This window comes from Streptomyces xiamenensis (assembly GCF_000993785.3).
In the GTDB taxonomy this organism is placed as follows: Bacteria; Actinomycetota; Actinomycetes; order Streptomycetales; family Streptomycetaceae; genus Streptomyces; species Streptomyces xiamenensis.
Map to the genome: position 1 here is coordinate 1,477,760 of NZ_CP009922.3, position 12,672 is coordinate 1,490,431.

Here is a 12,672-nt window from a genome sequence, read left to right on the forward strand (position 1 = left end):
CCCCCCACGCGCACGCGAGATGCCCGAGATGGGATGGTTCCGCGGTGGAATTCCACCTGCTCGGCCCGCTGGAAGTACTGCACGAAGGCGAACGGCTGGCGCTCGGAGGTGTCCGGCAGCGCGCCGTGCTGGGGTTCCTGCTGCTGCACGCGAACACCCCGGTCGCCACGCGACGGCTCATCGACGCGCTGTGGCGCGACAACGAGCCGGCCACCGCGCGCAAGATCCTCCAGAACGCCGTCTCGGGGCTGCGCAGAACACTGGCGGCCGAGAGCGGACCCACCCACGGCTCGACGCCGCACTCGCTGGCGGCCGGGCGCCACGGTTACGTCCTGCACGTGCCGTCGCACCACATCGATCTGCCGCGCTACGCGCGTCTCGTCGCGCACGGACGGCAGCGGCTGGCGGCCGGCTCCTGGGCGTCGGCCGCTCAGCTTCTCGATTACGCCCTGGGGTTGTGGCAGGGCCGCGCGCTGGCCGACCTGATCGAGGCGGGCGTCGCCTGGCCGGAGCTGACCGCGCTGGAGGAGGACCGCTGGCAGGTGCTCAGCGACAAGGTCACCGCCGACCTGATGCTGGGGCGCGTCGCCGAGGTCACGGCCGAGTTGAGCGTGGTGACCACGGCGGAACCGGCCAGGGAACGGCTGTGCGCCCAGCTGATGCTGGCCCTGTACCAAAGTGGCCGCCAGGCCGAGGCGCTGGAACGCTACCGGCGGGCCAAGGCGGCGATCGTCGAGGAACTGGGCGTCTCCCCGGGCCGCGAACTGCGCGACCTGGAGCGCGCCATCCTCACCCAGTCCCCCGCGCTCAGCTCCCCCACCGCCGCGGCCCGCCTCTTCACCCGCCCGCCGGCCCCCACCACCCGGCTCCCCCCGCCCCGCACAGCCCGCCTTGCCCCGGGCCTTGCCGGCGAACGCCTCACCCGGGGCCGCTGACCCCGCGGCGGGGCCGCTGACCGCGCGGCGGGGGCACGGGCCGCGCGGCGGGGTCAGGTCACGCGGCGGGGCCCGGGGCACCGGCTGTTCGGAGGAGACCGGGCCGTCACCTGCCCGCGGCCGGTACGTGTGCCAGGCCGCGCCGTACAGCAGCAGGGCTGCGGTGAAGGCGGCGCCCCCGCGCTTGGCGGCGCCGGTCAGCACCCCCTCGGCGAAGGTTCCCCAGGGTGCCCGGACGGTGGTGGCGGGGTACGTCGTCTCGCTCGTGCCGTCCTCGAAGACGCGGGTGACGGGGTGCTCGTGGTCCACCACGGTCGTGTACCGGAAGGCGTCGATGTCGGCGCGGGCCCCGGCGGCGACGCCCAGCGCGGTGGCCAGGGCCAGCAGCGCGAGCACGGTCAGCCGCACCGGGCGACTCAGCCGTGCCACGCCGTTGCCCGCGTCCCGGTGCCCGGCCCGCGTCCGGTCGCGGCGCCGCCACAGATGGCGGGCGATCAGCGCCAGGCCGAGGACGGTGCTGAGGGTCTGGAGCAGCCGGGAGACGGTCAGTCCGCCCAGCACCGCCTCGCTCAGCAGGGCGGCGCGGGTGACCAGGAAGCCGTCCCCGTGGGTGACGGCGTCCCAGGCGAGATGGGTGGCGATCCCGATCACCGCGGAGAGCACCAGCCATCCGGCGTACCGCGCCCGCACCCGGGGCCCGGCCCCGGGAGCGGCGGCGGGTGGCCCCACCCGCACCCGGGCCGGGAGCAGCGCCACCAGCGGCCCGCGCACCAGCCGCCAGCCGAAGACCAGCAGGAGAGCCATGGGCAGGTTGACCAGCAGCCCGGTCAGGGGCCCGTGCGTCGTGGTGGCGTTGAGGAACGGCTCGTACCAGTCGCCGGACGAGGTGGCGGCGACGCCGAGCTCACCGAGGTAGTAGGGGACGTCGGGGGCGAGGGCGCCCATGACGAGGGCCGCCGGGACGAAAGGACGGCGCAGCAGCGGCAGGACGGCCGCGGGGTGGGACAGCGTGAACGGCAACGCGGTGCTCTCTCTGCTCGCGCTCAACAATGGAACGCACAGGAGACTATTCACTTCAACGGACTATGGCAATTCGGTCAGCTCCCCCGCCGCACCCACCACACCCCGACAGTGAACGCCGCCCCCAGCGGCAGCACCAGAGACAGAAGCACCACGGGCCACGCATCGAGCCAGGCATCCGCGTACGCGCGGCCGATCAGCGGCGGGGAGGCCACCGCCATCGCCCCCAGTTCGTACAGCCCGCGCGAGCGCCGCCGCACCGCCAGCACGATGCCCGAGGCGGCCAGCACCAGCAGCGGCCACGCCCCGTAATCCGTGCTCACCGCGAACTCCCCGGTGCCCACGGCCACCAGCGGGAACCAGCCCACCGCCGCCATCACCCCGGCCGCCGCGCACACCTCGGGATCGGCCCGCCGGTCCGGCGGGCGGGCCAGCACGACGGCCACCGTCAGCAGGGCGAGCACCGGCACCAGCGCGCCCCCGCCGCGCGCCGGACCGAGGGCCGGCCACAGCGCGACCGTCCCCAGCAGCCCGCCCGTCACCGCGGCGACCCCGGCCACCCAGCGCCCGGTCAGCGCGACGATCGCGCCCACGCACACCAGGAGCGAGCACAGCAGATACAGCCCCCACGCGGCCCCCGTACCAGCCACCATGGCGCGCAGCGTGGTCGGGGAGAGCACCAGGGTCCGGTACCAGCCGGTCAGTTCGAGGCCGGCCACCACCGCGGCGGTGGCCAGCGCGAACGGCGCCGCGAGCGCGAACAGCCGCCCGCCGGGCGCGGCCGGGTCCAGCCCCAGGCGCATCCGCAGCGCGTGCGCCGCCAGATCGGCGTCGGCCCGCAGCCGGGCCGCGCGCGACAGCCCGGCGGTCAGCTCCCGGTGCGTCTCGGCGATCTCCGCGCCGTGCACGGCGCGGTAGCCGGCCGGGTAGAGCCGGACCGGACCGCGGCTCATGTGGGCTGCACGGCGCCGCCGATGCCCAGCCGCCGGCGCGCCTCGGAGGCGGTGGCCGCCATCCGCTCCGCCTCCGCCGCCAGCCGGTCCCGGCCGGCGGGGGTGAGCGCGAACGTACGGCGGGCGCGCCCGTCCACCACCTCTTCACGCTCCACCCGGATCAGGCCATCGGCCAGCAGCCGGTCCAGCGCCCCGTACAGCGCGCCGGTGCGCGGCACCACCCGGCCGTCCGTGATGGCCTTGACCTCCTGCGCGATCGCGTAACCGTGCCGGGGCGCGTTGGCCAGCGCCGTCAGCAGCAGCAGGGCCAGCTCCTGCATCCCTCGCTCACTCATGCCAGCAGAGTATTCCGCCCGGCGGACCGCCGTCCCCCGCGCTCACTCCCCCTTGGCCTCCCGACGCCCCTGCACCGACAGCGCCAGCCAGCAGCCCCAGCCGATCGGCTGCAACAGCCAGTAGCTCCAGATCCGGTAGAGCAGCGTGGCCGCCAGCGCGTCGGCGGCGTTCAGCCCGTACACCACCAGCAGCGCCGCCATGCTCGCCTCCACCACGCCCACCCCGCCCGGGGTCAGCCGCAGACTGCCCGGGATCTGCGTCAGCCCGTACGCGATCAGCACCCCGTGCCAGGGCACCGAGATGCCCAGCGCCCACAGCGAGGCGACCAGACAGGCCGCGTCCAGCAGCCAGTTGAACTGGGCGTACGCGTACGGCCGCAGCCACGGACGGAAGCCCGGCTGGATGGCGCGGGCCTGCACCAGCAGCCGGTTCACCGCCTCGGTGCCCTCCCTGGCCCTGCGGTGCCGGGCCTGGACCCGCCGCCATCCGCGGCGTGCCCAGGCCCGTACCGCGGCCGAGCGCGCCAGGACCAGCACCAGCAGCGCCAGGAGCACCAGAACGATCCCGATCCGGCCCAGGACGCCGGCCGGCCCCCGGGCGCCGGCCGTCAGCAGCCCGGCAGCCAGCACCGCGATCAGGCCGAGCGCGGACAGCGCCCCGGCGATGACCAGCGAGGCGGCGGCCAGCGCCTTGCTCGCGCCCCTGCGGTGCAGTTGCTGGTAGAGCCAGGCGGCGGAGAACGCGGCGCCGCCCGGGAGCGCGCCGGCCACCGCGTTGGAGGCGAGGATCATGGACAGCAGCGGCCGCATGCCCATCCGCAGCCCGCCGGTCAGCAGCAGCCAGCGCTGGACAGCGGCCAGGCACCACATGGCGCCCGCCTGGCAGATCAGGGCCAGCGCCGCCTTGGCCGGATTGACGTGGGACAACTGCTCGAACGCCTGGCCCAACTCGTCCCGGCGGGACGCCGCCAGCACCAGCGCGGCGATGATCACCGCCGCGGCGAGCAGCCACACCAGCCATCCGGCTCTGGGCGGGGGCCGGCTGTCATCGATACCGGGCTGATCACCATGGGTCATGACGGTTTTGACGGTAACAGCGGGAGGCGTCCGGTTCTCGTCGTACATGCGGGGGATCCGCCGTGACCTCCCGGTGCCGGGGACGTTGTGCTTCTGGTGAACCGGGCGAGGGTGAGACGAGGAGGGTGCCGGTGCGCTCATTACGGGCCGCGGCCTTCGGCACGGAGGTCTTCGACATCACCGGCGGCGCCACGCTCACCGAGCGGATCGCGGACTTCGCCTCCCCCCTGACCCGGATGCTCCTCAGCGGCGACGGCCTGACCACCACCGCGCTGCACGCCCTGACCGGCGCCGCCCCCCGGGTACGGCTGCTGCGGGCCGACCGCATCCCCGCGGGCCGCGCCGGGCGCCCGGTGCCCGCGCTGCTGGAGATCGGCGAGGAACAGGACGTCCTCGCCCGGCACTCCGCGCTCACCGGCCCCGGAGGCCGCTGGCTGTCGGTCAACCAGGTAGTCGCCCGCGACGATCTGCTGCCGGGGATCCGGCCGCTGCTGGCGGACGGCCGGCTTCCCATCGGCGCCGCACTGCACGCCGCCGGCACCGGCCACCGCCGCACCGTCCTGGACGTGGGCCGGCGCCGCTGGCCCAGCGGAGAACCCGCCTGCTACAAGACGTATCTGCTGTGGCACGGGGACCGGCCCCTGGTCCTGGTCAACGAACTGTTCCACCCCTCCCTGGTGTCCCCCTGATGCGCCGACTGCGCACCCAGGTCGGCATCATCGGCGCCGGACCGGCGGGCCTGGTGCTCGCCAATGTGCTGGGCCGGGCCGGCATCGACTGCCAGGTCGTCGAACGCCACCCGCGCGCCCGCGTCGAGAGCCGCGCCCGGGCGGGGCTGCTGGAGGAACGCACCGTCGCCTACCTGCGCGCCCACGGCCTCGCCGACCGGCTGCTCGCCGAGGGCACCCGGCACGGCTGGTGCGAGTTCCTGTGCCAGGGACAGCGGCTGCGGATGGACTACGCGGCCCTGACCGGCGGCGCCCGGCACTGGGTGTACCCGCAGCAGTGGCTGGTCCGCGACCTGATCGCCGCCCTGGAGACCGACGGACGGCTGCCCTGGTTCGCGACCCCGGCCCGCGCCGTCGAGGAACTGCGGCGCATCCGCTGCGACCGGCTCCAGATCGACTGCGACTACGTCATCGGCTGCGACGGCGGACACGGCGTCAGCCGGCACGCCCTCCACCCCGTACTGCGCCGCGAGGTGACCCAGCGCTACCCGTACGACTGGCTCGCGGTGCTCGCCGAGGTCGACGCCCCCGCCCCCGGCGTGCTGTACGCGCTGCACGAGCGCGGGTTCGCCGGAATGATGCCGCGCACCTCCGCGATCAGCCGCTTCTACCTCCAGTGCGCCGCGGGCGACACCCCCGCCGACTGGCCCGATCACCGCGTGCGCGAGGAACTGCGGCTGCGGCTGGAGGGCGGCCCCGCGCTCGGCGGGCTGTACGAGCGGCGGACGCTGCGCATGCACAGCCGCGTCACCCGGCCGCTCCAGCACGGGCCGCTGTTCCTGGCCGGCGACGCCGCCCACCTGCTGACCCCGTCCGGTGCCAAGGGCATGAACCTCGCCATCGACGACGCGGCCGACCTCGCGCACGCCCTGCTGCACGGCGGCCTCGCCGGATACGGGCAGCGCCGGCTCGCGGCGCTGCGCCGTGCCCAGGACTTCTCCGAGCGTCTGATGCGCCTGCTGCACCGGCCGCCCGGGGACGCGCTGGAGGAGTTGCGGCGGCTGACCCGGCCGGGCCCCGAGGCGGCGGCCTTCGCCCGTGAGTTCGTGGGACACGTGAACTGTAAAGAGTGGAGAGCATGATGGCGATCCCCGTCCTGGCGGACCGGATGCGTGACCGGGTGCGGGCCCTGTACGGCTTCTCGCGCGGCACGCAGGCCTCCCTGTCCGTCGCCCAGCCGCTGATCGGCGCGCTGATCGCGGTGCCGAACCCGCCGCTGGACCGGCTGGGGGTGGCGCTGGTGGCGGCGTTCGCCGGGTACTTCGCGCTGTTCGCGGTCAACGACCTGCTGGACCACCGGCTGGACCGCAAGCGGTTCGCCCACCTGCGCTCCTACGAGGGCTTCGACATCGACAGCACCGGCGTCCGGCATCCGCTGGCGCAGGGCCGGCTCTCCTACCCCGGCGCGGTCGCCTGGGTGGTGACGCTCGGCGGCCTCGCGCTGGTGCTGGCGGCCTGGCTGCACTGGCTGTGCGCGGTGCTGTTCGTGGTGGCGGCGCTGCTCCAGGTGGTGTACTGCGCGCTGGCCACCGTCACCCCGCACAAGTTCTGGCTGACCGGCGCGTGCGTGGGGCTGGCGGCGTGCGCGGGCTGGTTCGCGCTGGCCCCGGTGACGGCGGGCGGCGGCGGGGTCGACTGGGTACGGCTGCCGCTGTTCTTCTGCTGGATGGCCGCCTGGGAGATCGGCGGGCGCAACCTCGTCAACGACTGGGCCGACGTGGAGGAGGACGTGCACCTGGGGGTGCGCACCGTGCCCGTCGTCTACGGCCACCGGGTCACCGCACGCCTGGTGCTCGCGTTCCTGCTGATCACCTTCGTGTGCGGGGTCGCCCTGATGATCGCCGGGTGGACCTCGTTCCGGGCCATCGGCGTGGTGGGCACCGTGCTCGCCGGCTGCTGGGCGCTGCTGGTGCCCGGCCTCGCGCTGCACCGCGACCCGCGCCCGGAGACGGCGCTGGCCGTCTTCAACCGGGCCAGCCTGTACCCGGTCCTGGTGCTGGTGGTCATCCTGCTGGCCATGGCGCGACCCGAATGACGGCCGTGATGCCGCGCGGCGGCCCGCACGCCTCCTGGCTGGACCGGCGGTACGAGACGGACGAGCCCGAGTACCTCGACCGCCCCGACACCCCGCACGAGGCGGCCCGGGTCCGGCGGGCCCTGCACCGGATGCAGTTGCTGACCCGCGGCTACGACCGGTACGCGCGCTGGACCCTGGAGCGGGCCGGGGCAGGCCCGTCTCCCCGGGTGCTCGAACTCGGCGCCGGTACCGGCGGCCTGTCCCGGCGGGTGCTGCGCCGGCACCCCGGGGCGCGGGTGACGGTGAGCGATGTGGCGCCGGACGCGGTGGCGGCGCTGGAGGCCGGGCCGCTGGGGGCGCACCCCAGGGCGGTGGTGCGGCGGCTGGACGCCACGGCGATCGACGCACCCGACGCGGCGTTCGACGTGGCGGTGTTCGCGGCGAGCCTGCACCATCTGCCGCCGGACAAGGTGCGCGCCGTGCTGCGCGAGGGCACCCGGGTGGCAGGGACGCTGCTGCTGATCGACGCGTGGCGCAGCCCCTGGGTGTGCGCGGCGGCGATCCCGCTCATGTTCGCGACCGGGGGGCCGACCCATGTGCACGACGGGGTGATCAGCCTGCGCAAGGCGTACGGCGCGGCAGCCCTGCGCGAGCTGGCCGCGCCGCTCCCGCTGACGGTCCGGTTCGCCTTCCCCGGCTACCTGGTGGCCATGGTGGGCCGGGGCGCGTAAGGGCCCTGCCGCAGCCGGGTGCCGGGCGGCCCCACCCGCCGTCCCGGTCCGCGGCGAGGCGGGAAGCCGGTCGTCTCAGCGGTCGCGGGTGAGGGACCAGTCGGCCAGCGCCATCAGCCGGTCGCGGTGCGGGGAGGGCGGGAAGCCGCCGGTCAGGGCGTACTTCGCGGCGGTGGCGTAGGCGCGGGCCAGCTCGCCGGTGCGCCCGATGGCGTCGGTGCGGCGCAGCACGGGAGCGGCGCGGGCCAGCAGCTCCGGGTCCGGGAGGGTGTCGGCGCCGGCCAGCAGCCCGGTCAGCAGTTCGCGGTCGGCGGGCCCCGCGTACTGCCAGGCGAGCAGCAGCGGCATCGCGGCCCGCCGGTTGCGCAGGTCACTGGCGGCGGGTTTCCCGGCCACCGCCTCACCGGTGGTCCACGGCAGCAGGTCGTCCCGCAGCTGGAAGGCGATCCCGAGCGCGTGCCCGTACGCGGTGGCGGCCCGCACGCGCGGCTCGTCGCCGCCGCCCAGCACCACTCCGAGCCGCCCGGCCAGCGCCAGGAGGGCACCGGTCTTCTCGCCCGCCATCCGCAGGTACTCCTGCGGGGGCAGCTCCCAGCCGCCGCTGAGGGCCAGTTCGCGCAGCACGCCCCGGGAGATCTCCTCGCCCGCCTCGGCGACCAGGCCGCAGGCCCGTACCACCGTCTCGGCCGGCACCCCGGCCCGTACGCAGCCGGTGAGCGCGCTGAACGCCATGAAGAACAGCGCGTCACCGGTCACCAGCGCCCGTTCGGTGCCGAACGCCCGGTGCAGGGCGGGCTGTCCGCGGCGGGTGTCGTCGCCGTCGATGATGTCGTCGTGCACGAGCGAGGCGGAGTGCAGCACTTCGACGGCCTCGGCGGCGCCCAGCAGCCGGGCGGGCCGGGCGCCGGTGGCGGCGCCGAACTCCAGCAGCACCAGAGGGCGCAGCAGTTTGCCGCCGGAGAGCACGGCGTGCCGGTTCATCGTGTCCAGCTCGTCGCCGGCGCGGCCGCGGCCGAATCGCTGCTCCAGCGCGGCCCGTACCTGGGTGGTCGTCGTCCCGGGAGTCACATGGTGAGTCAACGCGGTGGCGCGCGATCCGGCACTACGCGGACGCCGAATGCCCGACACCGCCACCCGTCCGTGGCGCGGCGGAGACGGCGAGCAGCAGGGCGACGCCCACCGCGTAGCACAGCAGGGGCACGGCGGGCAGCCGTCCGTCCGGGGCGAAGCCGCGCAGGGCGAGGCGGGCGAGCCCGAAGGAGGCGGCGGTCAGGCCCGCGCCGAGGAGCAGCCACGGTCCGGTGCTCCAGCCGGTGCGGGTGGGGTACGGGGGCGGGTGCGGCAGCCGGGCCATGGCCAGGACGAGGGGGATCAGCAGGGCGGCGCAGATCAGCACCCACACCGGGCGCAGCAGCCACCAGCCGCCGGAGCCCACGGGTTCGAACGGCAGCAGGCCGGCCGGGTAGAGGACCGCGCCGATGGCCATGGCGGGTGCCATGTGCCACAGGTACAGCGGCATCGCGGCGGCGTTGGCGGCGGTGACGCGGCGCGGGTGGCGCAGCCTGCGGCGTACGGCGTCCTCGGCGGCGAGCAGCAGGCCGATGAGGACGACCGAGTAGGCGAACAGGGCGATGGAGGGGGGTGAGGCGTTCTGGACACGGGCGCCGGGGACGCCGATGGTGCTGACGGGGAACGGGCCGGGGACGACCAGCAGCACCCACAGCGCCGCCGCGGCGGCGGCCGACCACAGCTGCAGGGGGCGGGTGAGGGCCCCGTCCCGCCAGGCGAAGCCGAGCAGGTACAGGCCGCCCCACACCCACAGGTAGTTGCTCCAGCCGATCACGGGGATGCCGGGGCCGAGGACGCCCACGTCCACCACGGCGCTCAGCGCCGCGAACACCAGCGGCAGCCACAGGCCCAGGCGCCGCCACAGGGCCAGCAGCGGCGGGGTGAGGGCGAGCAGCAGCAGATACATCGGCAGGAACCACAGATGCAGGGCGACGGCCCAGAACACCTCGTCCCGTACGGTGGCCGGCACCCCGGCGGCCACGCACACCACCACGGCCAGCACGGTGACCGCCACGTACACGGTGGTGGGGACCAGCAGCCGCCGGGCCCGGTCCGCGAGCCAGCCTCCCCAGGACTCGCCGCGGGCGTGGTGGCCCGACCAGGACACGGCGTTGGCGTAGCCGCCGGCGAGGAAGATGAGCGGCATCACCTGGAAGAAGAGGGTCAGCCACTGGGTCCACGGCAGGGCGTCCACGACATCCTCGCCGTGCAGATGGCCGCCCTGGTCGCTGATGGAGGTCAGCAGCCAGTGGCCGACGACGACGAAACCGACGGCGGTGATCCGCAGCAGATCGACGTACGGGTTGCGGCCCGGTGGTGCGGCCGGGGCCGGGGCGTCCGGCGTCACGGGAGGGTGGCGGGCCCGCCGCCCACGCTCCCCGCTGCGGTCACTGCCACGGTCATCGCGTGCCCTCGTCTCTCGCCTCGCGCCCACCGGTGCTCGCCATCCTGGGCGATGACCGCCCGCCGCCCGGGGACCCCGGGGCGGCGCGTGTCGTACGGGGGCGGCGCCCGCTCACTCCAGTTCGCGGGCCTCCTCCGGGCGGGAGCGCGCCAGTTCGGCCAGGGTGCCCAGGGCGGCGTCGAGGACCTGGTGCGAGGGGGTGGCCAGGGCGATGCGCACCGCGTGCGGGGCGTGGGCCGGGTTGGTGGTGAAGGCGGCGGCCGGGGCCAGGGCGATGCCGTGGCGGGAGGCGGCGGCCAGGAAGGTGTCGGCGCGCCAGGGGGCGGGGAGTTCCCACCACAGGTGGTCGGAGCGTTCGTCGGCCCGGATGCTGAAGCCGGCCAGCCGCTCGCGGGCGATGCGCTGGCGCGCCGCCGCCTCCTCCCGTTTCGCGGCGGCGATGGTGGCGGCCGTGCCGTCGGCGAGCCAGCGGGTGGCGGCGGCCAGCGCGTACGGCGCCGCGGTCCACGCGCCGGACCGTACGGCGGTGGCGATCTGCTCGGTCAGGGCGGGCGGGGTGAACGCGAAGCCCACGGTCAGCCCGGCCGAGATCCGCTTGGACAGGCTCTCCACCAGCACCGTGTGGTCGGGCGCGAGCGCGGCCAGCGGCGGCACGTCCTCGCGCAGGAAGGAGAACACGGCGTCCTCGATGAGCGGCAGGTCCAGTTCCCGCACGGTGGCCGCGACCGCCTCGCGCCGGTGCGGGGGCATGGTGACGGTGAGCGGGTTGTGGAGGGTGGGCTGGAGGTAGACCGCGCGCAGCGGGGTGCGCTGGTGGGCGGCGCGCAGGGCGTCGGGGCGTACCCCGTCCTCGTCCATCTCCAGCGGTACGAGGGTGACGCCGAGCCGCGCGGCGATCCCGGCGGCGGGCGGGTAGGTGAACCGTTCCACCCCCAGCCGTTCCCCCGGGGCACCAGGGCGGAAATGGTGGCGGCGATGGCCTGCCGGGCGCCGGCGGTGAACAGGGTGTGCGCGGGGTCCGGCGTCCATCCGGCGCGGGCGAGCCCGGCGGAGGCGGCGGCCCGTGCCTCGGGAGTGCCGCGGGCCCCGACCTGCCACAGCGCGGCGGTGAGGACATCGGCGCGCAGCATGCCGCTGAGCCCGCGGGCGAGCAGGGCGGCGTGATCGGGGGAGGCGCCCGGGCGGTTCATGCCGAGTTCGACGCGCCCGGCGGAGGGGTCGGCCGGTTCGGAGAGCCAGGGTCCCGGGGCGATCGGGGTGGCGCGCACGAAGGTGCCGCGGCCGACCTCGCCGACGGTGAGCCCGCGCCGGGCCAGTTCGGTGTAGACGCGGGCGGCGGTGGAGGCGGCGATGGCGTGCCGGCGGGCGAACTGCCGCTGCGGCGGCAGCCGGTCGCCCGGCCGCAGCCGGCCCTCGGCGATGTCCGCCGCGATCCGGTCGGCGATCAGCCGGTAATCCTCCATGCGCCACACCCCGTATTGCTCTCGTCCCGCACATTGCACTGAGTTCAATGATGTTATTGCACTCGGATATTGCTCCGGATAGCCTCGATCCGTCAAGGTCCCACAGGAGGAACCATGCGGAACACGGCGTACGAGGACCGGGGCACCGGCGCACCCCTGCTGCTGGTGCACGGGCACCCCTTCAACCGCACCATGTGGCACCCCCAGACCGAACACCTCGCCGCCGCCGGCCACCGGGTGATCGTCCCTGACCTGCGCGGCTACGGCGACACCCCGCCCGCCGGCGACCACACCACCCTGGACGTCTTCGCCCACGACCTCGCGGCCCTCCTGGACCGGCTCGGCGTCGCCCGCTGCGCCGTCGGCGGGCTGTCCATGGGCGCCCAGATCGCCCTGGAGTTCTACCGGCTCTTCCCCGAGCGGGTCACCGCCCTCGTGCTCGCCGCCGGCAGCCCGCGCGCCGACTCCGCACCCGCCCGCCGGGTGCGCCGCACCACCGCCGATCGACTGTTGCGCGAGGGCATGACCGCGTACGCGGACGAGACCCTGCCGAAGATGGTGTGCCGCGACACCCTCCAGACCCGGCCGGACGTCAACCGGCACGTACTGGCGATGATGGACACCACCGACCCGGCCGGCGCCGCCGCCGCCCTGCGCGGGCGCGCCGAACGCCCCGACTACCTCACCCTGCTCCCGCGCATCACCGTGCCCACGCTGATCGTGGTCGGCCGGCACGACGAGTTCACGCCGGTCGCCGAGGCCGAGCTGATGCACCGCCACATCCCCGGCTCGCGGCTGGAGATCATCGAGTCCGCCGGGCACCTGCCGAACCTGGAGCAGGAGTCGGCCTTCAACGCCGCCCTGGCCGGGTTCCTGACGGAGCACAGCCCTCTGGCCCGATCGGGTGGTTCGCCCGGCTGACCCGGCGCGCGCCCCCCGC

At 75.4% G+C, this 12,672-nt stretch carries 11 protein-coding genes and 2 pseudogenes; 6 read left to right on the forward strand and 7 right to left on the reverse strand.

From position 1 onward, the window contains the following. The first annotated feature begins 44 nt into the window (after window positions 1-44). On the forward strand, window positions 45-935 hold the full coding sequence (locus SXIM_RS06775; protein ID WP_052384991.1) for an AfsR/SARP family transcriptional regulator: 891 nt from the start codon (window positions 45-47) through the stop codon (window positions 933-935). 393 nt (window positions 936-1,328) lie between these two features. Here the strand turns inward: SXIM_RS06775 and SXIM_RS06780 are convergent. The 4 genes and pseudogenes from SXIM_RS06780 to SXIM_RS06795 all read right to left on the reverse strand — a co-directional run. Continuing rightward, a pseudogene (locus SXIM_RS06780) lies at window positions 1,329-2,009 on the reverse strand (DUF4184 family protein); the annotation flags it as partial. 23 nt (window positions 2,010-2,032) lie between these two features. After that, window positions 2,033-2,908, reverse strand: coding sequence for a hypothetical protein (locus SXIM_RS06785; protein WP_107073909.1), 876 nt, complete (start codon window positions 2,906-2,908; stop codon window positions 2,033-2,035). Continuing rightward, complete coding sequence (locus SXIM_RS06790; protein ID WP_030726121.1) at window positions 2,905-3,243, reverse strand: PadR family transcriptional regulator; 339 nt, start codon at window positions 3,241-3,243, stop codon at window positions 2,905-2,907. Before SXIM_RS06790 ends, SXIM_RS06785 begins: the two co-directional genes overlap by 4 nt. A gap of 42 nt (window positions 3,244-3,285) precedes the next feature. Continuing rightward, on the reverse strand, window positions 3,286-4,320 hold the full coding sequence (locus SXIM_RS06795; RefSeq protein WP_078635063.1) for a lysylphosphatidylglycerol synthase transmembrane domain-containing protein: 1,035 nt from the start codon (window positions 4,318-4,320) through the stop codon (window positions 3,286-3,288). A 131-nt stretch (window positions 4,321-4,451) separates the two neighbouring features. Between SXIM_RS06795 and SXIM_RS06800 the strand changes: the two genes are divergently transcribed. The 4 genes from SXIM_RS06800 to SXIM_RS06815 are packed head-to-tail and all read left to right on the forward strand — an operon-like array spanning window position 4,452 to window position 7,796. Next, complete coding sequence (locus tag SXIM_RS06800; protein WP_053116120.1) at window positions 4,452-5,009, forward strand: chorismate--pyruvate lyase family protein; 558 nt, start codon at window positions 4,452-4,454, stop codon at window positions 5,007-5,009. Further along, a complete protein-coding gene (locus tag SXIM_RS06805; protein WP_046723273.1) occupies window positions 5,009-6,130 on the forward strand; it encodes an FAD-dependent monooxygenase in 1,122 nt (373 codons plus the stop codon). Before SXIM_RS06800 ends, SXIM_RS06805 begins: the two co-directional genes overlap by 1 nt. Next, complete coding sequence (locus SXIM_RS06810; protein ID WP_234306727.1) at window positions 6,127-7,083, forward strand: UbiA family prenyltransferase; 957 nt, start codon at window positions 6,127-6,129, stop codon at window positions 7,081-7,083. The genes SXIM_RS06805 and SXIM_RS06810 overlap by 4 nt, the downstream gene beginning before the upstream one ends. Continuing rightward, the gene (locus tag SXIM_RS06815; RefSeq protein ID WP_046723274.1) at window positions 7,080-7,796 is read left to right on the forward strand and encodes a class I SAM-dependent methyltransferase; all 717 of its coding nucleotides are present in this window, start codon (window positions 7,080-7,082) and stop codon (window positions 7,794-7,796) included. Before SXIM_RS06810 ends, SXIM_RS06815 begins: the two co-directional genes overlap by 4 nt. A gap of 75 nt (window positions 7,797-7,871) precedes the next feature. Here SXIM_RS06815 and SXIM_RS06820 read toward each other — a convergent pair whose 3' ends face one another. The 3 genes and pseudogenes from SXIM_RS06820 to SXIM_RS06830 all read right to left on the reverse strand — a co-directional run bounded on the left by SXIM_RS06820 (window position 7,872) and on the right by SXIM_RS06830 (window position 11,732). Continuing rightward, entirely contained in the window at window positions 7,872-8,864 is a 993-nt protein-coding gene (locus SXIM_RS06820; RefSeq protein WP_046723276.1) for a polyprenyl synthetase family protein, read from the reverse strand. Window positions 8,865-8,898: 34 nt separating this feature from the next. Continuing rightward, the gene (locus SXIM_RS06825) at window positions 8,899-10,212 is read right to left on the reverse strand and encodes an acyltransferase family protein (protein WP_046723278.1); all 1,314 of its coding nucleotides are present in this window, start codon (window positions 10,210-10,212) and stop codon (window positions 8,899-8,901) included. Between the two features lie 168 nt (window positions 10,213-10,380). Next, window positions 10,381-11,732, reverse strand: a pseudogene (locus tag SXIM_RS06830) (aminotransferase-like domain-containing protein). Between the two features lie 114 nt (window positions 11,733-11,846). Between SXIM_RS06830 and SXIM_RS06835 the strand changes: the two are divergent. Further along, entirely contained in the window at window positions 11,847-12,653 is an 807-nt protein-coding gene (locus SXIM_RS06835; RefSeq protein ID WP_030726087.1) for an alpha/beta fold hydrolase, read from the forward strand. Window positions 12,654-12,672: the final 19 nt, after the last annotated feature.

Excerpts from the sequence above, each read along its gene's own strand:
- SXIM_RS06805 (WP_046723273.1), top strand. The coding sequence starts at position 5,009 with ATGCGCCGACTGCGCACCCAGGTCGGCATCATCGGCGCCGGACCGGCG.
- SXIM_RS06795 (WP_078635063.1), bottom strand. The coding sequence starts at position 4,320 with ATGACCCATGGTGATCAGCCCGGTATCGATGACAGCCGGCCCCCGCCC.
- SXIM_RS06835 (WP_030726087.1), top strand. The coding sequence starts at position 11,847 with ATGCGGAACACGGCGTACGAGGACCGGGGCACCGGCGCACCCCTGCTG.
- SXIM_RS06785 (WP_107073909.1), bottom strand. The coding sequence starts at position 2,908 with ATGAGCCGCGGTCCGGTCCGGCTCTACCCGGCCGGCTACCGCGCCGTG.
- SXIM_RS06790 (WP_030726121.1), bottom strand. The coding sequence starts at position 3,243 with ATGAGTGAGCGAGGGATGCAGGAGCTGGCCCTGCTGCTGCTGACGGCG.
- SXIM_RS06815 (WP_046723274.1), top strand. The coding sequence starts at position 7,080 with ATGACGGCCGTGATGCCGCGCGGCGGCCCGCACGCCTCCTGGCTGGAC.
- SXIM_RS06810 (WP_234306727.1), top strand. The coding sequence starts at position 6,127 with ATGATGGCGATCCCCGTCCTGGCGGACCGGATGCGTGACCGGGTGCGG.